Source organism: Consotaella salsifontis, assembly GCF_900167365.1.
Lineage (GTDB): Bacteria > Pseudomonadota > Alphaproteobacteria > Rhizobiales > Rhizobiaceae > Consotaella > Consotaella salsifontis.
In genome coordinates, this window is sequence record NZ_FUXL01000006.1 from 103,997 (window position 1) to 127,960 (window position 23,964).

The following is a 23,964-nucleotide window of genomic DNA, read 5'->3' on the forward strand; positions in this document are numbered from 1 at the left end:
CCAACTCGGCTAGCCCGCTGGCAACCAGGTGAACAGCCGCGGTGAGCAAAGGAACCAGCACAATCATGGCCAATCCCACCCATCCGGTCTATGGCAAGATCAGCGGTCCGATCGTGATGATCGGCCTCGGCTCGATCGGCAGCGGAACGCTGCCGCTGATCGAACGCCACTTCGAGTTCGACAAGTCCCGTTTCACGGTCATCGACCCGAACGACACGCATCGCGCTCTTCTCGACGAGCGAGGCATACGCTTCGTGCAGGAGGCGGTGACGCGCAAGAACTATGAGGAGCTTCTCACGCCGCTGCTCACCGAGGGCGGCGGTCAGGGCTTCTGCGTCAATCTTTCGGTCGACACCGGCTCCCTCGACATCATGAAGCTCTGCCGCAAGCTGGGCGTTCTTTACATCGACACCGTCAACGAGCCGTGGCTCGGCTTCTACTTCGACGAATCCATGTCGAACGCCGACCGCACCAACTATGCCCTGCGCGAGGCCACCCGCCGCGAGAAGCGCAAGACGCCCGGCGGCACCACCGCCGTCTCGTGCTGCGGCGCCAATCCCGGCATGGTCTCCTGGTTCGTCAAGCAGGCGCTCGTCAACGTGGCGAAGGATGTTGGCCTGGACTTCGAGGAGCCCGCGGCGGACGATCGCGCCGGCTGGGCGAAACTGATGAAGAAGACCGGCGTCAAGGGCATCCACATCGCCGAGCGCGATACGCAGCGCGCCAAGTCGCCCAAGCCGCTCGGCACCTTCTGGAACACCTGGTCGGTCGAGGGCTTCCTGTCGGAAGGCATGCAGCCCGCAGAGCTCGGCTGGGGCACCCATGAGAAGTGGAAGCCCAAGAACGCCCAGAAGCACTCCAAGGGCTGCAAGGCTGCGATCTATCTGGAGCAGCCGGGCGCCAACACGCGCGTTCGCTCCTGGTGCCCGACGCCGGGCGCGCAGTTCGGCTTCCTGGTCACGCACAACGAGTCGATCTCGATCGCCGACTACTTCACCGTCTACAACAAGGACGAGGAAGTCACGTATCGGCCAACCTGCCACTACGCCTATCATCCGTGCAACGACGCGGTGCTGTCGCTTCACGAGCTGTTCGGCGCCGCCGGCAAAATCCAGACCGAGCACCACGTTCTGGACGAAACCGAGATCGTCGACGGAATCGATGAGCTTGGCGTCCTGCTCTACGGTCATGACAAGAACGCCTATTGGTACGGCTCGCAGCTCTCGATCGAAGAGACTCGCGAGATCGCGCCCTACCAGAACGCCACTGGCCTTCAGGTGACGTCGGCGGTACTGGCCGGCATGGTCTGGGCTCTTGAGAATCCGACAGCGGGCATCGTCGAGGCCGACGAGATGGACTACCGGCGCTGCCTGGAGGTCCAGCTTCCCTATCTCGGCCCCGTGAAGGGCTATTACACCGACTGGACGCCGCTGACCGATCGCCCGGGGCTCTTCCCCGAGGACCTCGACGAGAAGGACCCGTGGCAGTTCAAGAATATCCTGGTGCGCTGATAGGCACGCGCCCTGAATGATTTCCGGGGGTTATGCCGCGACAGGCCCTGGCGGTCTAGTAATTCTGTACTAGAATTGTTCCAGCGTCGTAAGCGTTACCCCCGGAGAAGCCTGAATGGGAGATTCGCCCCATGAGGAACCAGCCCGCAAGAGAGAGATTCTGAAAGAGGTTTTGGACGCCGTCCTGGGCGGCAAGGCCAGCTCGCTGGCGCGACATTTTGCCCCAGGCGCCGTCTTCACCAACCGAAGCAACGCAAGTCTCAACGACGCACCATGGTTTGCCCGCCTTGAGGGCGACTTCCGCTTCCCGAGCGAAGATGACGCGAAGTCTTTCCTTGATGAGTTGCTGCGGCGCGCGAGCTATATTTCATATGAGCTCCGCGGAACGATCATTGAGGAAGACCAAGGCGCGAGCCGATGCGACTGGACCAAGCGCGACGAACGCGACGGGTCCCTCATCACCGGAACGACCATGTGGTGGTTCTCCTTCACCAGCGACAACCGCATTCGAGCGGTGGAGAGCATCGGCTCGATTCATTCCGTCGTTCCCGCCCCCGCACGAAGGCCTTGACTGTCCGGTGTCACGGCGCACGAATGCCCTAGCTAATTTGATGTTTTGTCTTGCCCACTCGCGCCAGCAATTGGAGTTCCTCTCATGCGTCGCATCCTGACCGCTTCCCTGCTTCTGCCCGTTCTCGTCGCGGTGGCGGGCTGCGAGACGACCGTCGTGCAGCAGCGGGCCGTGGTAGCGCCGCGTCCCCAGGGTGTCGAAGGACGATGGGCCGCCACGGCCGGACCTGTTCCCTACACGGCGAATTTTGCCGGCGGACGCTTCAGCTCCGTCGAGGATCGTACCGGCGCGGTGCTGGCCGAAGGCACGTATTCTGTCGCGGGACCGGGCCAGGTTCGGATCGACTACAATCGCCCCAACGGCGAGAAGCTGGCGGCCAACTGCAACCAGTCCGGAGACAGGATGGCCTGCGCGTCTTCGACGGGCGCCACTTTCGACCTCGTCCGCATCTGACGTCATCTCGCGAACGCCCTCAAAACATCGCTCCTGGCCCCGGAACCGGGGATCGGCTGCATTCCTCACGCAGTGTTGAGCTGCGCGAGATCGGGGCTCGGCTATGGGACAGGGCAGAACGTTGCCCGGGCGCGGAGGCCCGTCGGATCTTGCCATAATGGTCGCGGATGAGTCCCGTGCCATGTCCGGGCAGACGGTCGTCGGCGGCTACGGCCAGCGGTTCGTCCGCATTGTCGAATCAACCAGCGCTCAAATGGACGGAAGAACGAAATGACCGCAAACACCATGACGGCGGCCGAGCGCTCCATCGGCCCCCTGCCCTCGAACCATCCGCCCGTCGCACGGCCGAAGGTTGGCGTTCTTCTGGTCAACCTCGGCACACCGGATGGCACCGAGGTGCAGCCCATGCGGCGCTATCTACGAGAGTTTCTCTCGGATCGCCGAGTCATAGAATGGCCGCGCGCCGTCTGGTATCCGATTCTCTACGGCATCGTTTTGAACACCCGTCCGAAGAAGTCGGGCGCGGCCTACAAGCTGATCTGGAACAACGAGCGCGACGAATCCCCTCTGCGGACCTTCACCCGCTCCCAGGCCGAAAAGCTGACGGCCCGCCTCGCCGGTCATCCGGAACTGGTCGTGGACTGGGCGATGCGTTACGGCCAGCCATCGATCCCCGAGCGCTGCGACCACCTGCTGGCCCAAGGGTGCGACCGGATTCTCTGTTTTCCGCTCTACCCGCAATATTCGGCATCGACCACCGCCACGGTCAACGACGTGTTCTTCGCCCACCTTATGGGCAAGCGCTGGATGCCGGCGGTGCGCACCGTGCCGCCCTATCACGATGAGCCGGCCTATATCGACGCCCTCGCGCACTCGATAGAGACCCATCTCGCGGGTCTCGACTTCGAGCCGGAACGCGTGATCGCCTCTTTCCACGGCATTCCGCAGAGCTATTTCAGGAAGGGCGATCCCTATCACTGTCACTGCCAAAAGACGTCGCGCCTGCTCGCCGAACGGCTCGGCTGGCCTGAGGGTCGGCTGATGACGACGTTCCAGTCGCGCTTCGGGCCGGAAGAATGGCTCCAACCTTACACCGACAAGACCGTCGAGGCTCTTGCCGCACAGGGCATCAAGCGCATTGCCGTGTTCAATCCTGGCTTCGTCTCCGACTGTCTCGAAACGCTTGAGGAGATCGCCGGCCAGGTGAAGGAGACCTTCATCCACCACGGCGGCGAGCACTTCAGCCACATCCCCTGCCTCAACGACAGCGACGATGGAATGGACGTCATTGAGGCGATGGTCCGTCGAGAACTGAGAGGCTGGGTGGACTGAGCGCGGGCCCGGAAACACTCGCGGCAGGAGCGGCCGGAGACCAGGCGGCGCGCGCCGATGGCTCGACTGCCGGCTCTCCCACATAGGCGGCGATCGCCGCCGCCTGTCGCAACGTGCGCCAGTAGATGTCTTCCATCAGGATGTGGCCGAACTCGCCATTGCGGCCGATGCTGATCAAGCCCTCGATTCCAGTGGACTGGGCGAAGCGGCGCCGCGCCTCCTCATAGGCGAGCAGATAGACGGGATAGGCCGTCCGCGCGCGCACCACTCCGCCCGAGCCGAGGTAGCGGTCCCGAAGCGTCGGATCGATGGCGCACATGCCTTCGAGGCAGCGAGCCGCGAGGTCCGCCTCGGACATTGTCCAGATTTCGTCGCCCAGCGAGCAGCCGATATCGGCGGTGATGAGCGTCTTGCCCTCCGGCGCCAGCCACGGCATCGAATAGGGAGCCTCAGTCAGGCGGAAGAACGGCTTGGAGCGGTCCGGCACCCAGAGCATCGTGTCGGGGAGAAGGTGGCGCCCGGAAAAGCGCAAATTAACGAACACCATCGGCCGGTATCGGAATGCCGACAACGTAGAGAGCGCGTTGCTGCCTTCGATGAGTTTGGGCAACACGTCAACCGGCGCGGTGCTGATGGCCGCCGAAACCGGGATGGTCTCGCCCATCGAGCGAACGGCGACGACGCGGTCATTCTCGACGATGATCTTTTCGACAGGTGAGCGCAGCCGAATGCTCTCGGCGACCTCAGCGACCGTCGGCTCCAAGAGACGCGAAATGCCGCCTTCCGGGTAAACGTGATAGACGCTGGCGCTTTCCGGCACCTCGTGGGAGTAACCGTTGCAGACGGCCCGTCCCGTCACGCGAGAAGCCGCCTTGAGATAGAGCGTCTTCAGGACGCCGGCGGAGAGCTTCTCGCCGACTGCGGGCGAAAGCGCCTCGGCCTTCGCGCCGGACCACGCCTCGGCGAGCGGAATCGCGACCGCCTCGGCCAGAGCATCCCCATAGGTCGAGCGAAACCAATCCTCCGCGTTTTCGATCTTCCGCCGGGCCAATTTGCCGGCAACGGCACCGGCCAGGAACCTTGGCTCCGCCAGGAGGCCAAAGGGATAAGACCGCGAGCGTTCGCCCACGAGCACCGCCTCGCCGTAGTGGGGCACCGTGCGGCAGATCGCCTCCGCACCGAGTTCCCGCGCAAGGCGGTTGCTGATGAAGTGGGCGCCAACGTCGTAGGTGAAGCCGTCAGCGTCCTTGAAGGACGAGGCCATGCCGCCGACGCTCTCCCCCGCCTCGAAAACGATGACCGGAAGCCCGCGCCGGCGCAGCTCCCGCGCCGCCGTCAATCCCGCAAGACCGGCTCCCAGAACAGCAATAGGCTTCATCGACCAAGCACTCCCGTCCCGCGTGGAAAGCACGGCCGGCCTCCGCGAAGGCTCATTCGCACGGAAGCCGGACCGATCCTGCGACGAAGCATCGCACTTCGGCTCTAACGATCAGTGCGAAGAACATTTCAAATTCTATGGAGCATCGCTCTGTGGCGAATGGCGTCGCTCGCGCTGCTCGGCCGCTTGTTTCGAGGCCCTCTCCCCCTCATATTTCCGGAGCAAATCAGTCGCGGCCAAAAGAACCGGCGCCGGATCGTGGAGGCCGGGAAAGAGATCATGCTTACAGCCACAACCACCCTTGTCATCGTCCTGCTCGTCGTAGCGCTGATCATCCTGGTTTCGACCATCAAGATCGTGCCGCAAGGGTACAACTATACGGTCGAGAACTTCGGCCGCTACACGCGCACGCTCACGCCAGGGCTGAACATCCTCGTCCCGTTCATCGAGCGCATCGGACGCAAGATGAATATGATGGAGCAGGTTCTTGATATCCCGACTCAGGAAGTCATCACGAAGGACAACGCATCGGTCGCGGCCGATGGCGTCGCCTTCTATCAGATCCTCGACGCGCCGGCGGCCGCCTACGAAGTCGCCTCCCTCGACAAGGCCATCCTTAACCTTGTCATGACCAACCTTCGTTCGGTCATGGGATCGATGGACCTCGACGATCTCCTGTCGAATCGCGACATGATTTCCGAGCGCATCCTCAAGGTCGCGGACGAGGCGTCCCATAACTGGGGCATCAAGATCACCCGCATCGAGATCAAGGATATCAACCCGCCGAAGAATCTCGTCGATGCCATGGCCCGCCAGATGATGGCCGAGCGCGAGAAGCGCGCCGAGATCCTCGAAGCGGAAGGCGCGAGGAACGCTGAAATTCTTCGCGCCGAAGGCAAGAAGCAGGCTCAGATCCTCGAGGCCGAAGGCAAGCGCGAGGCGGCCTATCGCGAGGCGGAGGCACGCGAGCGTCTGGCAGAAGCCGAGGCGACCGCCACTCGCCTGGTCTCCGAGGCGATTGCGGCGGGCGACGTCCAGGCCATCAACTACTTCGTCGCGCAGAAATACACCGAGGCCCTCGGCAAGATCGCCTCCGCCAACAATCAGCGCGTCATCCTGATGCCGCTGGAAGCCTCCTCGTTGGTCGGTTCCATCGCGGGAATCGCGGAGATCGCTCGCTCGGCTTTCGGCGCGGAGGCGGAAGCTCCCGCTGCGCCAGGCGGCTCCCGCCCGGTTTCCGTCCCTTCGAGCCGCAGCCGGCGCTCGCCCGGCCCCGTCGGCGATGACGGTAACGCGTGATGAGCGAACTTTGGCCCGGCCTCCTCGATTATGGCTGGTGGATCGTCGGCTTGGTGCTCCTCGCCGTCGAGATCGCCGCGCCGGGCGTCTATCTGATCTTCTTCGGCATTGCGGCGCTGCTGGTCGGAACCAACGTCCTGATCTGGGGCGGCACCGGCTGGTTCGGTTTCTCCCAGCAGGTTCTGGCGTTCATCGTACTGTCGGCCGTTTGCATCCTGCTCGGCCGGCGCTGGTATGGCGCACGCGAGGAAAACCGGCTTTCACCTCACCTGAATCATCGCACCGCCCGCCTCGTTGGGCGGCAGGCGAAGCTATCCGAAGCGATCACCAACGGACGCGGGCGCATCGCCATCGAGGACAGCTGGTGGAGCGTCGAAGGACCGGACATGCCCGCCGGCTCTCGCGTCATGATCGTCGGCGCCGACGGCGCGGTTCTCAAGGTCGAACCGGCGCAGATAACCGAATAGACCTCAGGCAACGCCGAGGCGAAGAAGGTCGTGCATGTGAATGATGCCGACCGGCTCCCTGCCACGGGCGACCATGAGGGCGGTAATATTGGCCGAATTGAGGATTTCCAAGGCCTTCGCCGCCAGCATGTCCGGTTCGATGGTCTTGGGTTGGCGCGTCATCACCACATCGACCGGCTGAGACAGAAGATCGGGGCCGAGATGACGCCTCAGGTCGCCATCGGTGACGATGCCGGCCAGGAGGCCATCCGCCACCACCGCGACGCAGCCAAACCCCTTGCGCGACATGACGACGATGGCTTCGTCCATCATCGTGCCGCTTGCCACCAGCGGCAATTCCTCGCCCGTGTGCATGATGTCGCCGATCTTGGTCAACCGGGCGCCAAGCTGGCCGCCGGGATGGAACACGCGAAAATCTCCGGGCGTGAACCCCCGCCTTTCCAGAAGGGCGACCGCGAGCGCGTCGCCCAGCGCCAGTTGAAGCGTTGTCGACGTGGTCGGGGCGAGGCCATGCGGGCAGGCCTCCGGCGCCTGAGGCAGAAGCAGCAGAACGTCGGCGGCGATCGCCAGCGTCGAGGCTGCACCCGAGGTAATAGCGATGAGCGGGATGCCGAAGCGGCGCGTATAGGAAACGATGCCGTGAAGTTCCGCCGTCTCGCCTGACCATGACAGGGCAAGCACGACATCGCCCTTGGCGATCATGCCGAGATCGCCGTGATTCGCCTCGGAGGAATGGACGAAGAAAGCCGTCGTCCCGGTGGAAGCCAGCGTGGCTGCGATTTTCGCACCGACATGACCGCTCTTGCCGACACCCGTGACAATAACCCGGCCGGAAACGGTCGCCATGAGATCGAGGACCTGATCGAAAGGCGCGGCCATCGCTCCGTCCAGAGCGGCGGCGAGAGCTCTAAGGCCCGCCATTTCGGTTTCGACGGTGCGAATCGCCGAGCTTGAGCCGCTCGACGGAAAGGTTGAGGCGAATGCCGTCATCATCTTGTCCTGAAATCCGCGCCGGGGACCGCAGCCGCGCCGGGGCGCTCTCCACCTGCGAGGCGTTATGCCGAATCGCAGTCTGGGATTCAACGTTTTCCCGGCACCAACGCAAGCCTCGGGCCATCGTCGCCCGTTATCGGTCGTTACATCGTCTGCGCCGCGCCAAGGAAGAAAAGAACGATGCGAGCTTGCGGCCCTGCTGTGCGCGATTGGGGAGTGGCCGTGGCCGCTTGCCTCGGCGTGGCCGTATCCGCGCAAACAGCGATGGCGCAAGATGCCGATGCAAGCGGCCTGCGCCTTTCGCAAAACCTCGGCGCCCTGCAAGGCTCGCAAGCCTTCATGCTCGGCCAGCCGCGCAACGCCGACAAGGATGCGGATACTTCCGCTGATGACGCCGCTGGCGCGACCGACACGGCGGCTCCCGCCCCCCCGCCTGCCAACATGGAAGCGCCAGGCCAAGACACGACTTCGGCCGCGGCAGGAGACGCGGATTCTCCTCCAGCCGTCCCGCGTTTCGACCTCTTCACCGATTCCGGCGGCCAAACCACCGACGCTGGCGCGCTCAAAGAGACGATCGCGACGGGATCGTCCACCTCCAAGCCCGCCAAGGCCGGAGGTAAACAGGCGGCCTCCGGCACCATGCCCACCCGTCTTTCGAAAGACGCCGCGGAACCGAAAGAGTTCGACATCCGCCCCAGCGCCTCAGCGATCCGGGCACCAAGCGAAGCGGCCGATACGGCCGAAGAGGAAGGCATTTGGCGCCGCCAGAACCGGGTGCCGGAACGACTGGACGCAGACCCCGAGTTGCAGGCCAACCGCCTGCGCCCAAAGCCCGATGAGACGCCCTTCGCCGCCATCGGCCTAAGGGCCGGCAGTTTCATCCTCTACCCAACTGTCGAGCAAAGCGTCGGCGCATCCTCGAACCTCGCACTCAGTTCCACCGGAAAATCGGGCGCCTTCTCCGACACGCGCATTGACCTCAAAGCCGTTTCGGATTGGTCGCTGCACGAAGCCGAGATCGATGCCGGCGGCAGCTATCGCCGGAATTTTTCCGGCGAGCTTGTCGACGATCCAACCCTCGACCTAACGGCCCGACTGCGACTGGACATCGATCGCCGGACCCAGGCGACGTTGCGCGGCGCCTTCCATTTTGCACCGGACGATCCAAAGATCATAGGAACAGGAGCGGAAACCGTCCGGCCCGACCTCTACGATTCCAGTGCCTCCGCCGAAATGGAGCGCCTCTTCGGCCGCGCCAGCCTCGCAGGCTCGCTCGGCATCGATCGCCACAGCGAGACGAAGGATTTCGATCTCAGCCAGGATTACACCACCGCGACGGCGGGCTGGAAAGCCGGCTACCTTGTCTCGCCGGCTCTCCAGCCCATCATTCGGGGGAGCGTCGGGCGCCGCGTCTTTGATGAAGACAATGAACGCGATTCGATCATTCCGGCACTTCGTGCCGGCCTCGCCTTCGATCGCGGCGAGAAGCTCAAGGGCGAGGCGACCGTTGGTTATGCCTGGAACATCCCCGATGCGAGCACTGGCGAAACGCGCGGCTCGCCAACGGCAGACGCCGAGATCGACTGGTCGCCGCGCCGCGGCACCGACGTAACGTTCGCCGCCGCCACGACCTTCTCGCCCAATGACGACGATGTCGGCACCTCGACGCTTTACGAGGGCCGTCTGTCCCTCAGGCATAGGCTGACGGCGCGCACCGAGCTGAATTCGACCCTTTTGGCCAGCCGCAAAGTGGCCGAACTCCGGGCCGACGAGGAGACGAAATACGCGGCCGAAGGCGGGTTTCTCTACTGGCTGAACAGAACCCTCGCCTTCACCGGTCTGGTTCGCTACGAAACGCTTCGCTCTGAGACGCCCGAGGAGGACTACTCGGCCACGTCCGCCCGCATCGGCATCCGGCTCCAGCGATAGAATGCCAAGGCCGGCGCCATCGCTGGCACCGGCCGTGAAAGATCGTCAGCGCATCGCGCAATCGACGTCAGCGATGATTTGGCTCCACGTTGTTCATAATCTCTTCGAGATCGTGGATGACCCGATCGCGGATATCCTGCCGCCATAGGGCGAAGGCGACGTTCGCCTGGATAAACCCTTCCTTGGAGCCGCAGTCGAAGGTGCGCCCAGTAAAGGGGTAGGCGTAGAAATCCTGGTTCTTGGCGAGCTTCAGCATGCCGTCCGTAAGCTGAATCTCGTTGCCCGCCCCGCGCTCCTGCGTTTCGAGGATCGAGAAGATCTCAGGCTGGAGAATGTAGCGACCCGAGATGATGTAGTTGGACGGCGCATCCTCGGGAGCAGGCTTCTCCACCATGCCATCGATGCGAAATCCGGAGCCAATGGTCTCGCCCTTGCCGACGATGCCGTACTTGGCGGTGTCCTTGGGATCGCATTCCTCGACGGAGATGATGTTGCCACCGGTCTGCTCGTAGAGTTCGACCATGTTGGCGAGGCAGCTGCGCGTGTCCTGCATGATCATGTCCGGCAGTAGCAGGGCGAAGGGCTCGTTGCCGACGAGATCGCGCGCGCACCAAACGGCGTGGCCGAGGCCGAGCGGCGCTTGCTGGCGGGTGAAGCTGGCGGTGCCGGGACGCGGCTGGAGCTCGTCCAGAACCGTGAGCTCCGTCATCTTCCCGCGTTCCGCCAGCGTGTTCGATAGCTCGACCTGGATGTCGAAATAATCCTCGATGACACCCTTGTTGCGCCCGGTGACGAAGATGAGATGCTCGATGCCGGCCTCTCGTGCCTCGTCCACCACATATTGGATGACCGGCCGGTCGACGACCGTCAGCATCTCCTTCGGGATGGCCTTGGTCGCCGGCAGAAACCGCGTTCCGAGACCCGCCACGGGGAAGACCGCCTTCCGCACCTTTTTCATCTGTCGCTCACTCCTAGGTTTATGCGCCCGGCCAACGACCGCCCTCGCCGATGGAACTTGCCGGCATGCCGCGCTTTTGCCGCGAAATAGCGGCAAAATCCGTTTTGGCCATGGTAGTGCCGCACAACCGGTCCGTCATCGTGGTGAAGAAAGTTTTAAGTTCCTCTGGTTAACGTTAGCCGCTCAGCGCGACCTTTCCTTGTATGAGGACGAGATCCATGCATCGAGCTTTTTCAAAACACCTTTCCTGGATCATGGCGGCGGGCGTCGCCGCGGTGATCGCTGTGGCGCCCACGCGCCCGGCTTTTGCGGACGCGGCATTCCGTCGTTGGATCAATGACTTCCAGTCCGTGGCTGCGAACCAGGGCGTCAATCCCAGTGTCTACAAGGCCGCTTTCGCCGGCGTATCCGACCCCGATCCCGACGTTATCGCCAAGGCGCGTTTCCAGCCCGAGTTCCAGGATACGGTGTGGGATTATCTCGACAACCGCGTCAACGAGGAATCCATCGCCAAGGGTCAGGCGATGCGCCGGGAATGGAAACCCTGGCTCGACCGTATCGAGAGGGCCTATGGCGTCGACCGCGACATCCTGCTCGCGATCTGGTCGATGGAATCGAACTACGGCCGCATTCTCAAGCGCGACGACGTGATGAAGAGCATCCCGCGTTCGCTGGCGACGCTGGCCTATGCAGACCGGAAGCGCTCCAAGTTCGCTCGCCAGCAGCTCGTCGCCGCCCTCAAGATCGTGCAGGCGGGGCACGTCGCCCCGAGCGGGCTCACCGGCTCGTGGGCCGGTGCCATGGGCCATACCCAATTCATTCCCACGAGCTATCGCGCCTTTGCCGTCGATATGGACGGGGACGGCCATCCCAATATCTGGACCTCGGTTCCCGACGCACTGGCGTCGGCGGCCAACCTGCTGAAGAAGAACGGCTGGCAGACCGGCCGGACGTGGGGCTACGAGGTGTTCGTGCCGTCGGAGGCCACCGCGGCCAAGTATCGGCGCGCCAACAAGACGATCGGCGAGTGGGCGAAGCTCGGCTTCCGGCGCGCCAACGGCCGCGATTTCCCCTTCGCATCGGATCGGGCAAACCTGGTCCTGCCGGCGGGGCCTGGCGGCCCAGCCTTCCTGATGACCAAGAACTTCTTCGTCCTCAAGCGTTACAACAACGCCGACAAATATGCCCTTGCCGTCGGGCACCTTGCGGACCAGATCGGCGGCTATGGTCCTCTTTTCGCCGAATGGCCGCGCGGCTATACCCCGCTGTCGGTCAAGGAGCGTTACGAACTCCAGAAGCGGCTGAGCCAGTCCGGCCACTATGACGGCAAGATCGATGGAAAGATCGGGTCGGGCTCCAAGGCTGCTATCTTCGCTTATCAGCGCGAAGAGGGAATGGCGGCTGACGGCAACGCCTCCAAGGCGCTGCTGGAGAGCCTGCGAGGAGATTAGGCGAAATGATTCAACGGCAGGACTCAAAGAGCGGCGCGCGCGGTCGCCGGCTTTGGCGGAGCCTCACCCCTTTTTCCTGCCTGTTGATCCTGATCTTCCTGGCTCCCTGCTTCGGCGGCGCGGCTCTCGCTCAGGAGCGGCCGCGCACCATTCTCGACATGCTGTTCGGGGGGCAGGTCAAGTCGTCGCCGCCGCCAGAAACCCGGCGCGCGCCCGCAAGAAAGACTCGGAAGTCATCGCCTCCTCGACGTAGCTCAACGTCGTCGCCGAAGCCGACCTCATCAAGTGGCAGTTCGGCCGCCGCGCAGCCCCCCGCTGCTGTCGAGAAAAGCGCCGATGCACAGACCGTCCTCGTCCTCGGCGATTTCATGGCCGACGGTCTGGCGGACGGGCTATCGAAGGTCTTCGCCGACAATCCCAATATCAAGGTCGAATCGCACATCAGCGGCTCTTCAGGCTTGGTGCGCGACGATCACTATGACTGGCCCGCTTCCGTTGGGCCAATCCTCGACGAGGAGAAGCCGAGCGTCGCAGTCGTGATGATCGGCTCGAACGACCGCCAGTCGATCATGCTGCCGTCCGGCTCGCTCTCGCTCCGCACCGAGGCCTGGACCGACGAATATCGAAAACGCGCCACCGCTCTCGCCGAAGCCATCAGTTCCAAAGGGGTTCCCCTGGTCTGGGTCGGCGTTCCCGCATTCAAGTTCGAGCGCATGAGCGAGGACATGGTGTTCTTCAACGGCATCTACGGCCAGGCTGCAGCGAACGTGGGCGGCGAGTTCGTGGATGTCTGGGACGGTTTTGTCGACGCGGATGGCGCCTTCGTCTTCGACGGCCCGGATCTTTCAGGCCAACCGGCGCGGCTGCGCAATTCCGACGGCATAACGCTGACGAATGCCGGCAAGGAGAAGCTTGCCTTTTTTGCCGAAAAGGCGGTGCTGAAGCATCTGGACACGTCGGCGACGCCATCCTCGTCTGTCGCGCTCGCTCCCGACGCGCTGTCGACCATGCGCCTGCCTCCCCTCGCCAGCGCGGCCAACGCGACGTCGAAGCCATCGGTCGCATTCAACGACCCCGCGCTGGACGGTGGCGACGAACTCCTGGGCGGCACGCGGCCCGCCGCACTGTCCCTTGAGCCATCACCTCGGGATCGCCTGGTGGTCCTCGGCAGCCCCGTGGAAGGCATCGAGGGGCGCGCGGACAACTTTTCCTGGAACGCCAAGGAAGGCGCTGTTGCGCCTCCGACGCCGGCGGCGTCGATCGTGGCGCGCGGTTCGGTCGGACTCGACGATCTTAGCCGCCATGAAGAGCCAAAGCCGATGCCGTCTCTGGATGAAGCGATCGTGGAAGACTGGGCCAACCAGGCGAAAGATGGTGATCAAAGCCTCCAGGGTCCGCAGGCGCCGCCATCAGAGCCCGGGAAGAACTGATCCCGAAATAAGCAGCCGCCTGCCGTCAAGGTTCTTCGAATGACAAGCAAGGGCCGGCCGCCCAAACGCGGCGCCGGCCCTTGGCTTGTCAGAGCGGCAGTGTCGTCTGCCCCATGAGGTCGAGATCGATGGAGCGCGCGGCCTGGCGGCCCTCGCGAATGGCCCAGACCACCAGGGACTGGCCACGGCGAACATCGCCGGCGGCGTAGAACTTGGAAATCGAGGTGCGGTAGGTGCGTTCGTCGGCGGCGACGGAGACCGCGCCGCGAGCATTGGAGCGCGTCTTCAGCCGGTCGCCCAGCTCGTCCATCAGCGCGCCCTTGAGAGGGCCGGAGAAGCCGATGGCGATGAAGGCGAGATCGGCCTTGATGATGAACTCCGTGCCGGCGATGGGCTGGCGCTTCTCATCGACTTCCGCGCACTTCACGCCGACAAGTTCGCCGTCCTCGGCCACGAACTCCAGCGTCGCGATCTGGAATTCGCGGATAGCGCCCTCGGCCTGGCTGGAGGAGGTGCGCATCTTGGTCGCCCAATAGGGCCAGACCACCAGCTTGTTCTCCATCTTCGGCGGCTGCGCTCGGATGTCCAGCTGCGTGACCTTGACCGCGCCTTGACGGAAGGCCGTGCCGACGCAGTCCGACGCGGTGTCGCCACCGCCGACCACGACGACATGCTTGCCACCAGCCCAGATCTCCTCGGCCGGCCAGGCCGCGCTCTGGATGTTCTCCTGGGCGACACGCCGGTTCTGCTGCACAAGATAAGGCATGGCGTCGAAGACGCCCCGGATGCCCTCGTGCGGAATGCCCGCATCGCGGGGGCGCTCCGAGCCGCCGCAATAGAGCACCGCATCATACTCGGCCAGAAGTTCGTCGGCCGTCCTGTCCTTGCCGATGTCGACGCCGCAGAAGAAGGTGACGCCCTCCCCGGTCATCTGCTCGACGCGCCGGTCGATCCAGTGCTTCTCGAGCTTGAAATCGGGGATTCCGTAGCGCAGCAACCCGCCGGGGCGCGACTCACGCTCAAAGACATGAACCTCGTGGCCGGCGCGGCCGAGCTGCTGGGCGGCGGCAAGCCCGGCAGGGCCAGAACCGATGATGGCGACTCGCTTGCCGGTCTTCGCCTTTGCCGGCTGCGGCTTGATCAAGCCGAGCTTATAGGCCTTGTCGGCGAGGGCCTGCTCGATCGTCTTGATGGCAACCGGCGTGTCCTCGAGGTTGAGGGTGCAGGCTTCCTCGCAAGGCGCCGGGCAGATGCGACCGGTGAACTCGGGAAAATTGTTGGTGGAGTGGAGATTGCGGATCGCCGTCTCCCAGTCCCCCGAGTAGACGAGATCGTTCCAGTCCGGAATCTGATTGTGGACAGGGCAGCCCGTCGGCCCATGGCAGTACGGAATGCCGCAGTCCATGCAGCGCGCCGCCTGCTTGCCCACCTCGTCCTCGGACATAGGCAACGTGAATTCGCGGAAGTGCCGGATTCGATCGGACGCCGGCTGGTACTTCGGCGTCTGCCGGTCGATCTCGAGGAAACCTGTAACCTTGCCCATGCTGATACCCTGGTAGCTCAAGGTGCGCGGTCCTGGCCGGGGCCGGCGACCCTATCGAAAGGGCCGGCGCAGAAGAAGCAAAGCCGGACCACGCTGTCAAATAGGAAACGAGCCGCTGCGGTCGGGGAGCGATCCGGCGCAAGCGCCAGAGACCGTCTTGGGTCGGATCGCTCCTGGGCGCCGGTTGGAAATCCGGCGCCCAGCAACCGCTGCGCTCGACAAAGAAGCGCCCGCCGCCCTTATTCGGCGGCAACGCCCACGCGCATACGCTCCATCTCCATGAGAGCGCGCCGATATTCCACCGGCATGACCTTCAGGAATTTCGGCCGGTAAACCTCCCAATTGTCGAGGATCATCCGGCCGCGAGCCGAGTCGGTGTGGTCGACGTGGTTGGCGATGAGCTTGTAGAGCCGCTCCTCGTCGTGTCCGGTCATCGACGCCGTCACGTCGACGCGCCCCTTGTGCTGGAGGTCGCCGCCATGATGGTGCAGCTTTTCGAGCAGGTCGTCCTCTTCGGGCACCGGCTCCAGCTCGACCATCGCCATGTTGCAGCGCTCGGCGAAGTTGCCCTCCTCGTCGAGCACATAGGCGATGCCGCCCGACATGCCGGCGGCGAAGTTGCGCCCGGTCTTGCCGAGAATGACGACGACACCGCCCGTCATGTACTCGCAGCCGTGATCGCCAACGCCCTCGACCACCGCAATGGCGCCGGAGTTGCGCACCGCGAAGCGCTCGCCCGCCACGCCGCGGAAGTAGCATTCGCCGGAGATCGCGCCATAGAGCACCGTGTTGCCGATGATGATCGACTCCTCGGGAACGATGCGGGTGTTCGGGCGCGGCCGCACGATCAGCTTGCCGCCGGAAAGGCCCTTGCCGACATAGTCGTTGGCATCGCCGACGAGATCGAAGGTGACGCCCTTGGCCAGGAACGCGCCGAAGGATTGCCCGGCGGTCCCCGTCAGCCTCACCGAGATGGTGTTGTCCGCAAGGCCGCGATGACCGAAGCGCTTGGCGACCTCGCCCGAGAGCATGGCGCCCGTTGAGCGATCAACATTGCCGATCGTCGTCTCGATCTCGACCCTCTGACGCGCGGTGAGAGCGGGCTCGGCCTCGGCAATGAGCTTTCTATCCAGCACGGTATCGATGGGATGCTGCTGGCGCTCCGTCCACTTCAGCGCTTCTGTTGGCGCGCGAGGCTTGAAGAACACACGGGAGAAGTCCAGCCCGCGCGCCTTCCAGTGATCGATCATTTCCTTCTTGTCGAGATGATCGCTCGCACCGACCAGCTCGTCGAAGCGCCGGAGGCCCATCGACGCCATGATCTCGCGCACTTCCTCGGCGACATAGAAGAAGAAGTTGATGACGTGCTCCGGCTGGCCCTTGAAGCGCTTGCGCAGCACCGGGTCCTGGGTCGCGACGCCGACCGGACAAGTGTTGAGATGACACTTCCTCATCATGATGCAGCCGGCGGCGATCAGCGGTGCGGTCGCGAAGCCGAATTCGTCTGCGCCGAGCAACGCGCCGACGATGACGTCGCGCCCGGTCCGAAGGCCGCCGTCCACCTGGAGGCAGACGCGGCTTCTGAGACCGTTGGCGACCAGCGTCTGCTGCGTCTCGGCAAGCCCCATCTCCCAGGGAGAGCCGGCGTGCTTGATCGAGGTGAGCGGCGAGGCGCCCGTGCCACCGTCGAAACCGGCCACGATGATGTGGTCCGCTCGCGCCTTGGCAACGCCCGCCGCGACCGTTCCGACACCGACCTCGGAAACGAGTTTCACTGAAATATCAGCGGCCGGGTTCACGTTCTTCAAGTCGAAGATGAGCTGCGCCAGATCCTCGATCGAGTAGATGTCGTGATGCGGCGGCGGCGAGATGAGCGCCACGCCCGGCGTTGAGTGCCGCACCTTGGCAATGGTCGCATCCACCTTGTGGCCGGGCAGCTGTCCGCCCTCGCCCGGCTTGGCGCCCTGCGCCACCTTGATCTGCAGCATGTCGGCGTTGACGAGATATTCCGTCGTCACGCCAAACCGCCCGCTGGCCACCTGCTTGATCGCCGAGCGCTCGGGGTTGGACGAACCGTCGCGCAGCGGCGCGAAACGGTCCGGCTCCTCGCCGCCCTCGCCCGTGTTGGACTTGCCGCCGATGCGGTTCATGGCAACGGCGAGCGTCGTATGCGCCTCACGGCTGATGGACCCGAAGCTCATCGCTCCGGTGGCGAAGCGCTTGACGATCTCCCTCGCGGGCTCGACCTCCTCCAGCGGAACCGGCTGGCGACCCATCTCCTCGGCCATCCGAATGCGGAACAGCCCGCGGATGGTCGAACGCGACGTCGCGTTCTCGTTCACCATCTTGGCGTAGTCCTGGTACTTCTCCCAGGATTCGGAGCGCACGGCGTGCTGGAGCGTGGCCACGGCGTCCGGCGACCAGATGTGCGATTCGCCCCGCATGCGGTAGGCATATTCGCCGCCCACGTCGAGCGAGCGAGCCAGCACCGGATCGTCGGAGAAGGCGAGCATGTGGCGCATCGCCGTCTCGTGGGCGATCTCCTCCAGCCCCACGCCCTCAATGGTCGTCGCGGTGCCGAAGAAGAAGCGCTCGACGAAATCGGACCTGAGGCCCACGGCGTCGAATATCTGCGCCCCGCAATAGGACTGGTAGGTCGAAATGCCCATCTTGGACATGACCTTGAGCAGCCCCTTGCCGATCGACTTGATGTAGCGCGTGACGACCTCGTTCGCGTCCACCTCGGGCGGAAACTGGCCATTGCGATGCATGTCGATCAGCGTGTCGAAGGCGAGGTAGGGGTTGATCGCCTCGGCGCCGAAACCTGCGAGACAGGCGAAGTGATGCACCTCGCGCGGCTCGCCGGATTCCACCACCAAGCCAACCGCCGTCCTCAGGCCCTTGCGGATCAGATGATGATGCACGGCCGCGCAGGCGAGCAGCGCCGGGATCGGGATGCGATCCGGCCCCACCTGCCGGTCCGACAGGATGATGATGTTGTAGCCGCCGACGACGGCCGCCTCGGCACGCTCGCAGAGCCGCTCCACCGCGCCGGCCATGCCGGCCGCGCCCGCCTCAACCGCATAGGTGATGTCGAGCGTCTTGGTGTCGAATCGGTCCTCGGTGTGGCCGATCGAGCGGATCTTTTCGAGGTCGCCGTTGGTCAGGATCGGCTGGCGCACTTCCAGGCGCTTGCGCCGCGAGGTGCCTTCCAGGTCGAAGATGTTCGGACGCGGCCCGATGAAGGAGACGAGGCTCATCACCAGCTCTTCGCGGATCGGGTCGATCGGCGGGTTCGTCACCTGGGCGAAGTTCTGCTTGAAGTAGGTGTAGAGCAGCTTCGCCTTTTCCGACATGGCCGAGATCGGCGTGTCGGTGCCCATGGAGCCGATCGCCTCCTGGCCGGTCGTGGCCATGGGCGCCATAAGCATCTTGGTGTCTTCGATGGAATAGCCGAAGGTCTGCTGGCGATCGAGCAACTCGACATCCGAGCGCATGGCGCGCGGCGCCACCGGCTTCAGGTCTTCCAGGATGAGCTGGCTGTTCCGCAGCCACTCCCCATAGGGGTTGGCGCTCGCCATCTCCTCCTTGATCTCCTCGTCTGAGACGATCCTGCCCTTTTCGAGATCGATCAAAAGCATACGGCCGGGCTGGAGCCGCCACTTCTTGACGATCCGCTCCTCGGGGATGTCCAGCGTTCCCGCCTCCGACGCCATGACGACGAAGCCATCGTCTGTGACGACATATCGCGCCGGGCGAAGCCCGTTGCGGTCGAGCGTGGCGCCGATCTGGCGCCCGTCGGTGAAGGCGACAGCCGCCGGACCGTCCCACGGCTCCATGAGCGCCGCGTGATACTCGTAGAAGGCCCGCGCCGCCTTGGACATCTGCTTGTTGCCCGCCCAGGCCTCGGGGATCAGCATCATCATGGCATGGGCCAGCGAATAGCCGCCCTGCACCAGGAACTCGAGCGCATTGTCGAAGCACGCCGTGTCCGACTGGCCCTCATAGGAGATCGGCCAGAGCTTGGAGATGTCGTTGCCGAACAGCTCCGAGTCCACAGAAGCCTGCCGCGCGGCCATCCAGTTGACGTTGCCGCGCAGCGTGTTGATCTCGCCGTTATGGGCGATCATGCGGTAGGGGTGCGCGAGCTTCCACGAGGGGAATGTATTGGTGGAGAAGCGCTGGTGGACGAGCGCCAGCGCGCTCTCGAAGCGCGGGTCCGAGAGGTCCTTGTAATAGGCGCCCAGCTGATAAGCCAGGAACATGCCCTTGTAGACCACGGTGCGGGAGGACACGGAGACCGGATAGAAGCCGATCTCACGCCCGCCCGACTCGCCATAGACGCGGTTGGAGACAACCTTGCGCAAGATGAAGAGCCGACGTTCGAACTCGTCCTGGCTGGTGATCGAGGGCGAACGGCCGATGAAGACCTGCCGGCACACCGGCTCTGTCGCGACGATCTCAGGCGCCTTGGACAGCGAATCGTTTGAAACCGGAACGGTGCGCCAGCCGAGAACGGACTGTCCCTCCTCCGCCACGGCGGCGTCGAAGATCGCCTCGAGGTGGCGCCGCTGCTCGGCATCCTGTGGCATGAAGACGAAGCCGACACCGTAATGGCCGGGTTCGGGCAGGGTCACACCCTGGGCCGCCATCTCCTCGGAGAAGAAGCGGTGCGGAATCTGGACGAGCATCCCCGCGCCATCACCCATGAGCGGATCGGCCCCGACGGCCCCGCGATGGGTGAGATTTTCCAGGATGGTCAGGCCCTTGGCGATAATCTCGTGCGACTTCTCGTTGCGCATATTGGCGATGAAGCCGACGCCGCACGCATCATGTTCGTGCGCGGCGCTGTAGAGACCGCCGGGCTCCGGGGTCGTTCGAATCGTGGCTTTCGCCGTCGCATCATTCACGTCGCTGCGGTTCAAAGCCGCAAAGGCGGATGGCGTCAGCTCGGTCATCGCTTCGTCTCCCCATCAGGTCCGCTTCGTCACCTTCGGAAGCGGCGTTGGATTTTTCGGCACAAAAAGCGACGCGGCGGGTCCTTTTACGAAAGGCTCGTCGCGGCGCATCGCCGTTCGACTGTCATGTTGTGCGTTCGGTCCGGCGATAAGGCCGCCGATGGGGCATAGAATCCCGCCGGAAGTCAACGCGACTTCCGTCGAACCGCTCTGCCCTTCGCCCAGATAAGACAGCACTCCTGTCCTATCTCTCGCACGTATGACAGATGAAGACCCTGACGGCAAGGGCCTCCCGCCATCGGCAAACGCGCTCGGCTCGGCACGCTCGCGCCATATAAACCGGACCCAAACCGCTGCGTCGGACCGCATTTGAAGGCTTCGTGGCCAGTTCGGAGCGAAATCCGCTTGCCGCAGCCTGCGGCGAGGTGTAGCTGGCCGCGATGATCTTCGCTTCCGACAATTTCTCCGGCGCGCACCCCGCCGTCAACGAATCTCTCGCCCGCTATTCCGGCGGGATGGCGACCGCCTATGGCGGCAGCGACCTCGACAAGGCGATCGAACGGCGCTTCAACGAGATCTTCGAGCGCGAAGTCTTCGTCTTTTTCGTCGGCACCGGCACGGCCGCCAACTCGCTCGCCCTGGCCGCGATGAACCGGCCGGGCGGCGTCGTTCTGTGCCATCGTGAGGCGCATATCATCGAGGACGAGTGCGGAGCGCCCGAGTTCTTCACGCATGGCGCCCGGCTTGCCGCAGTCGAGGGAGACTCGGGCCGAATCAACGCAAAGAGCCTTGAGCGCGAGCTTGAGCGCTTCAAGCCGGACTTTATCCACGCCGGTCAGCCGATGGCCATCTCCATCAGCCAGCCGACGGAAACGGGCACGATCTACTCGACCGATGAGATCGATGCGATCTGCGCCCTCGCCCATCGCCGCAAGCTCTCGGTCCACATGGACGGCGCGCGCTTTGCCAATGCGCTCGTCGCCACGGGCCTCACGCCGGCGGACATGACGTGGAAGCGCGGCGTCGACGTGATGAGCTTTGGCGCCACGAAGAATGGCTGCTGGTGCGCCGAGGCCGTTGTCTTCTTCGACCCGGAGAAGGCCAAGCAGTTTCCCTACATCCGCAAGCGCGGCGCCCAGCTCTTTTCCAAGACGCGCTTCGTTGCCGCCCAGTTCGACGCCTATTTCGCCGATGGCCTGTGGCTGAAGCTCGCCGGCCATGCCAACGCGATGGCAGAACGCATGCGCACCGCGATCGAGGCCAGTCCGCATGCGCGCGCCGCCTGGAAGACCACGACCAACGAGATCTTCGCCATTATCGAGGACGCCACCGCCGATCGCCTGCGTGCGGCGGGCGCCGTCTTTTACGAGTGGAACCCGCCTCACACCGGCGGCTCGCTGCTGGGCGACGATGAACAGCTCGTCCGCCTCGTGACCAGCTGGTCCACCGCCGAGGCGGATGTCGACCGGTTCTGCGAACTGCTTCGCTGAACAGTCCTCAGGGGTGCAGTTTTGCGCCCTTGATGGCCTTGTCGACGTCCTTCTGCGGCCCGCGAAGCGCGATACCGACAAGATCCGGTTCTTCGGCTGGCTCGGCCTTGAAGGCGCTCCGGTTCGCCGCGTCGTGCCCCGTGGAAAACATCGATCGCACGTAAGCCGCGTGCTGCAAGCCGCGCTCATAGCCGACGCGATGCGCCCGCAGGAGCAACGCGCGGTCGGCGGAGAAGATCATCATCGGCTGGCCGAGCAACGGCACATAGCGGCGGCCGCTCGCGTCCTCGTACTCCTCGCCCATGGCATCGGGGGCCGCACCGGCGATGCCGGTGGCGAGAAACGCCGTCACGTTCAGCTTCTGCCACATGAGCAGATCACCGAGCACCAGGATCGCCACCTTCGTATCAAACACGTCGCCATCTCCTTTCGCAGTTGCCGAAAGGGGCAGGCTTATCCGCGGCGGAAGAGCGCGTCTGGAACGTCCGTGCGGGCGCGATAGGCCGCGGGCGTGACGCCGTAGGCGCGACGGAACCAGCGGCCGAAATGACTTTGGTCAGCGAAGCCACACGTTGAGGCCACAACGGCCGGCGCCTCGCCACGCTTCAACAGGTCGCGCGCCTTAGAGAGGCGGACCTGCATCATGTAACGATGCGGAGACGTGCCATAGGCGGCCCTGAAGGCTCGCGCGAGCTGGAAGCGGTCCCTGGCGCCGACAGCCTGCGCGAGCTCGTCCGCGCCAACCGGCTCATCGTAAAGCTCTCTCAGGCGGTCCCTCGCGCGGCGCGCCACAAGCGGGCTCAGGTCATCCACCTCCGGCTTGTCGACAAAACCAAGATGCATCCGCAGCCGCGAAAGAACGGCATCGAAGGCGGCATCCCGCGTCAGCCTCTCCGCCGGCTCCGCCAGAGTCATGCAGGCGTTTCGGATGGCGCTTGCGAGAGAAGGATCGTCGGACAGGGTGGCGCGAAACCCTCCTTCGCGCGCCTCGCCTCGGCGAACCTCACGGCGCACCAGCTCCTGCGGCAGATAAAGCATGCTGTAGGTAAAGCCGCCGTCCGGCCCGGCATCGCCGTCGTGCATCTCTCCCGGCTCGATGAGAATGATCCGCTCAGGCGTGCTGCGCTGACGTCGGCCGCGACAGTGGAAATTCTGAACGCCGTGATCGGTGACCCCGACCAGCCATTCGTCGTGGTGATGAAGGTCATAGGCATGGCCGAAGAACCGGGCGCGGACGGCCTCGATGCCGCTTGCCTCGTCTCTTGCGAACCAGATTCGATCTCGTGAGGTCATTCTGCTTCATCTACCACGCCACGGGCGCAGCGACAGCGCCCACGTTGAACCCTGGCCTCAGGTCCGGCTTCGCGTTACTCCGCTTGCGGCAAGACCTTATGGAGGAATCACGATGGATTATGGGATCGTCGGCGTCGGCTCCATCGCTTCGGCGATTGTCACCGGCCTATGCAAGGGGCCCAATGCGCCGACGGTTCGGCTGTCGCCCCGCAACGCCGAGCGCGCCGCCATGCTCGCCGAGCGTTTTCCCTCGGTCGAGGTGGCGAGCGACAATCAGGCCGCCATCGAGGGCGCCAAGGTCGTCATCCTGGCGCTGCGACCCGCCGACGTGGCGTCGGTGCTGGATCAACTCGTTTTCACCGAAGATCAAACCGTCGTCAGCGTCATGGCGGGGGTATCGCTGGCAAAGCTCGCCCCTCTCGTGGCGCCCGCGCGCGACATCGCGCGCGCCATTCCGCTCCCGGCCGTCGCAAGATGCGAGGGAACCACCCCCATCTACCCGGCAACAGAAGCCGCAACAGCTCTGTTTTCCCCGTTGGGTGGGGTCGTCCCTCTCGACCGCGAGAGCGCGCTTGAGGCCGTTTCCGTCTCCAGCGCAACGGTATCCGCCCATATGCGCTATCTCGACGCCATCGCGCGATGGCTGGTGGAGCGGGGCATTCCCGGTCCCCAGGCCACAAGGCTTGTGGCAACGGTCTTCGCGGGCCTCGCTCCGGATCTGGAAAGCCCGGAGGTCGATTTTTCCCATCTTGCCGCCGATCATGCGACGCCGGGCGGGTTGAACGAGTGCTTCGCTCGCCTCCTCGACGAGGCGGGTGTCTTCGAGACGGTCCACGAGGCGCTGGAAAAGACAGCCGAACGGGCCCGGTAGATGCGCGAAGCGGCGGTCCGGCCCGCCTAAAGGGCCA

Annotated in this window: 18 protein-coding genes; 11 read left to right on the forward strand and 7 right to left on the reverse strand. The window is 64.3% G+C overall.

Features of this window, described 5'->3' with window-relative positions:
* Positions 1–65 precede the first annotated feature (65 nt).
* The 4 genes from B5D38_RS10395 to hemH all read left to right on the forward strand — a co-directional run bounded on the left by B5D38_RS10395 (position 66) and on the right by hemH (position 3,867).
* Positions 66–1,511 carry a homospermidine synthase gene (locus B5D38_RS10395; protein ID WP_078708359.1) on the forward strand — a complete coding sequence of 482 codons (1,446 nt, stop codon included), beginning with the start codon at positions 66–68 and terminating at the stop codon, positions 1,509–1,511.
* 115 nt (positions 1,512–1,626) lie between these two features.
* The gene (locus B5D38_RS10400; protein WP_078708360.1) at positions 1,627–2,082 is read left to right on the forward strand and encodes a nuclear transport factor 2-like protein; all 456 of its coding nucleotides are present in this window, start codon (positions 1,627–1,629) and stop codon (positions 2,080–2,082) included.
* An 84-nt stretch (positions 2,083–2,166) separates the two neighbouring features.
* Positions 2,167–2,535, forward strand: a complete 369-nt coding sequence (locus B5D38_RS10405) for an Omp10 family outer membrane lipoprotein (RefSeq protein ID WP_078708361.1) — start codon at positions 2,167–2,169, stop codon at positions 2,533–2,535.
* Positions 2,536–2,805: 270 nt separating this feature from the next.
* Positions 2,806–3,867 carry a ferrochelatase gene (gene hemH / locus B5D38_RS10410; RefSeq protein ID WP_078708362.1) on the forward strand — a complete coding sequence of 354 codons (1,062 nt, stop codon included), beginning with the start codon at positions 2,806–2,808 and terminating at the stop codon, positions 3,865–3,867.
* Here the strand turns inward: hemH and B5D38_RS10415 are convergent.
* On the reverse strand, positions 3,821–5,245 hold the full coding sequence (locus B5D38_RS10415; protein ID WP_078708363.1) for a protoporphyrinogen/coproporphyrinogen oxidase: 1,425 nt from the start codon (positions 5,243–5,245) through the stop codon (positions 3,821–3,823). The genes hemH and B5D38_RS10415 overlap by 47 nt on opposite strands.
* 279 nt (positions 5,246–5,524) lie before the next feature.
* Between B5D38_RS10415 and B5D38_RS10420 the strand changes: the two genes are divergently transcribed.
* Together B5D38_RS10420 and B5D38_RS10425 are read left to right on the forward strand one after the other, a co-directional pair.
* Positions 5,525–6,544, forward strand: a complete 1,020-nt coding sequence (locus B5D38_RS10420; protein WP_078708496.1) for an SPFH domain-containing protein — start codon at positions 5,525–5,527, stop codon at positions 6,542–6,544.
* The gene (locus B5D38_RS10425; RefSeq protein WP_078708364.1) at positions 6,544–7,011 is read left to right on the forward strand and encodes an NfeD family protein; all 468 of its coding nucleotides are present in this window, start codon (positions 6,544–6,546) and stop codon (positions 7,009–7,011) included. The genes B5D38_RS10420 and B5D38_RS10425 overlap by 1 nt, the downstream gene beginning before the upstream one ends.
* Before the next feature lie 3 nt (positions 7,012–7,014).
* Here the strand turns inward: B5D38_RS10425 and B5D38_RS10430 are convergent, their stop codons facing one another.
* The gene (locus B5D38_RS10430; protein WP_245319102.1) at positions 7,015–8,001 is read right to left on the reverse strand and encodes a KpsF/GutQ family sugar-phosphate isomerase; all 987 of its coding nucleotides are present in this window, start codon (positions 7,999–8,001) and stop codon (positions 7,015–7,017) included.
* A 225-nt stretch (positions 8,002–8,226) separates the two neighbouring features.
* On the opposite strand from B5D38_RS10430, the gene B5D38_RS10435 reads away from it, so the two are divergent.
* Positions 8,227–9,933 carry an outer membrane beta-barrel protein gene (locus B5D38_RS10435; RefSeq protein WP_165690831.1) on the forward strand — a complete coding sequence of 569 codons (1,707 nt, stop codon included), beginning with the start codon at positions 8,227–8,229 and terminating at the stop codon, positions 9,931–9,933.
* Positions 9,934–10,000: 67 nt separating this feature from the next.
* Here B5D38_RS10435 and galU read toward each other — a convergent pair whose 3' ends face one another.
* The gene (gene galU, locus B5D38_RS10440; protein ID WP_078708367.1) at positions 10,001–10,891 is read right to left on the reverse strand and encodes a UTP--glucose-1-phosphate uridylyltransferase GalU; all 891 of its coding nucleotides are present in this window, start codon (positions 10,889–10,891) and stop codon (positions 10,001–10,003) included.
* A 218-nt stretch (positions 10,892–11,109) separates the two neighbouring features.
* Between galU and B5D38_RS10445 the strand changes: the two genes are divergently transcribed.
* The gene (locus tag B5D38_RS10445) at positions 11,110–12,342 is read left to right on the forward strand and encodes a lytic murein transglycosylase (protein WP_116002653.1); all 1,233 of its coding nucleotides are present in this window, start codon (positions 11,110–11,112) and stop codon (positions 12,340–12,342) included.
* 158 nt (positions 12,343–12,500) lie between these two features.
* The gene (locus tag B5D38_RS10450) at positions 12,501–13,772 is read left to right on the forward strand and encodes an SGNH/GDSL hydrolase family protein (RefSeq protein WP_280949384.1); all 1,272 of its coding nucleotides are present in this window, start codon (positions 12,501–12,503) and stop codon (positions 13,770–13,772) included.
* A gap of 88 nt (positions 13,773–13,860) precedes the next feature.
* Here the strand turns inward: B5D38_RS10450 and B5D38_RS10455 are convergent, their stop codons facing one another.
* Both B5D38_RS10455 and gltB read right to left on the reverse strand, forming a co-directional pair.
* Positions 13,861–15,315 carry a glutamate synthase subunit beta gene (locus B5D38_RS10455; protein ID WP_078708370.1) on the reverse strand — a complete coding sequence of 485 codons (1,455 nt, stop codon included), beginning with the start codon at positions 15,313–15,315 and terminating at the stop codon, positions 13,861–13,863.
* Between the two features lie 239 nt (positions 15,316–15,554).
* Positions 15,555–20,273, reverse strand: coding sequence for a glutamate synthase large subunit (gene gltB / locus B5D38_RS10460; RefSeq protein WP_078708371.1), 4,719 nt, complete (start codon positions 20,271–20,273; stop codon positions 15,555–15,557).
* 440 nt (positions 20,274–20,713) lie between these two features.
* Between gltB and B5D38_RS10465 the strand changes: the two genes are divergently transcribed.
* Positions 20,714–21,763 (forward strand): threonine aldolase family protein, encoded by a 1,050-nt coding sequence (locus B5D38_RS10465; RefSeq protein WP_078708372.1) that lies wholly within the window; start codon positions 20,714–20,716, stop codon positions 21,761–21,763.
* A 7-nt stretch (positions 21,764–21,770) separates the two neighbouring features.
* Here B5D38_RS10465 and B5D38_RS10470 read toward each other — a convergent pair whose 3' ends face one another.
* Positions 21,771–22,178 carry a DUF2000 family protein gene (locus B5D38_RS10470; RefSeq protein WP_078708373.1) on the reverse strand — a complete coding sequence of 136 codons (408 nt, stop codon included), beginning with the start codon at positions 22,176–22,178 and terminating at the stop codon, positions 21,771–21,773.
* 38 nt (positions 22,179–22,216) lie between these two features.
* Positions 22,217–23,056, reverse strand: a complete 840-nt coding sequence (locus B5D38_RS10475) for an AraC family transcriptional regulator (protein ID WP_078708497.1) — start codon at positions 23,054–23,056, stop codon at positions 22,217–22,219.
* A 112-nt stretch (positions 23,057–23,168) separates the two neighbouring features.
* Between B5D38_RS10475 and B5D38_RS10480 the strand changes: the two genes are divergently transcribed.
* Positions 23,169–23,927, forward strand: a complete 759-nt coding sequence (locus B5D38_RS10480) for an NAD(P)-binding domain-containing protein (protein ID WP_165690832.1) — start codon at positions 23,169–23,171, stop codon at positions 23,925–23,927.
* The last annotated feature ends 37 nt before the right edge of the window (positions 23,928–23,964 follow it).

Bases quoted from the DNA above. Each gene is read 5' to 3' on its own strand.
- B5D38_RS10400 (WP_078708360.1), top strand. From the start codon at position 1,627: ATGGGAGATTCGCCCCATGAGGAACCAGCCCGCAAGAGAGAGATTCTG.
- B5D38_RS10405 (WP_078708361.1), top strand. From the start codon at position 2,167: ATGCGTCGCATCCTGACCGCTTCCCTGCTTCTGCCCGTTCTCGTCGCG.
- B5D38_RS10425 (WP_078708364.1), top strand. From the start codon at position 6,544: ATGAGCGAACTTTGGCCCGGCCTCCTCGATTATGGCTGGTGGATCGTC.
- B5D38_RS10450 (WP_280949384.1), top strand. From the start codon at position 12,501: ATGCTGTTCGGGGGGCAGGTCAAGTCGTCGCCGCCGCCAGAAACCCGG.
- B5D38_RS10395 (WP_078708359.1), top strand. From the start codon at position 66: ATGGCCAATCCCACCCATCCGGTCTATGGCAAGATCAGCGGTCCGATC.
- hemH (WP_078708362.1), top strand. From the start codon at position 2,806: ATGACCGCAAACACCATGACGGCGGCCGAGCGCTCCATCGGCCCCCTG.
- B5D38_RS10430 (WP_245319102.1), bottom strand. From the start codon at position 8,001: ATGACGGCATTCGCCTCAACCTTTCCGTCGAGCGGCTCAAGCTCGGCG.
- B5D38_RS10445 (WP_116002653.1), top strand. From the start codon at position 11,110: ATGCATCGAGCTTTTTCAAAACACCTTTCCTGGATCATGGCGGCGGGC.
- B5D38_RS10455 (WP_078708370.1), bottom strand. From the start codon at position 15,315: ATGGGCAAGGTTACAGGTTTCCTCGAGATCGACCGGCAGACGCCGAAG.
- B5D38_RS10475 (WP_078708497.1), bottom strand. From the start codon at position 23,056: ATGACCTCACGAGATCGAATCTGGTTCGCAAGAGACGAGGCAAGCGGC.
- gltB (WP_078708371.1), bottom strand. From the start codon at position 20,273: ATGACCGAGCTGACGCCATCCGCCTTTGCGGCTTTGAACCGCAGCGAC.
- B5D38_RS10420 (WP_078708496.1), top strand. From the start codon at position 5,525: ATGCTTACAGCCACAACCACCCTTGTCATCGTCCTGCTCGTCGTAGCG.
- galU (WP_078708367.1), bottom strand. From the start codon at position 10,891: ATGAAAAAGGTGCGGAAGGCGGTCTTCCCCGTGGCGGGTCTCGGAACG.
- B5D38_RS10465 (WP_078708372.1), top strand. From the start codon at position 20,714: ATGATCTTCGCTTCCGACAATTTCTCCGGCGCGCACCCCGCCGTCAAC.
- B5D38_RS10415 (WP_078708363.1), bottom strand. From the start codon at position 5,245: ATGAAGCCTATTGCTGTTCTGGGAGCCGGTCTTGCGGGATTGACGGCG.
- B5D38_RS10480 (WP_165690832.1), top strand. From the start codon at position 23,169: ATGGATTATGGGATCGTCGGCGTCGGCTCCATCGCTTCGGCGATTGTC.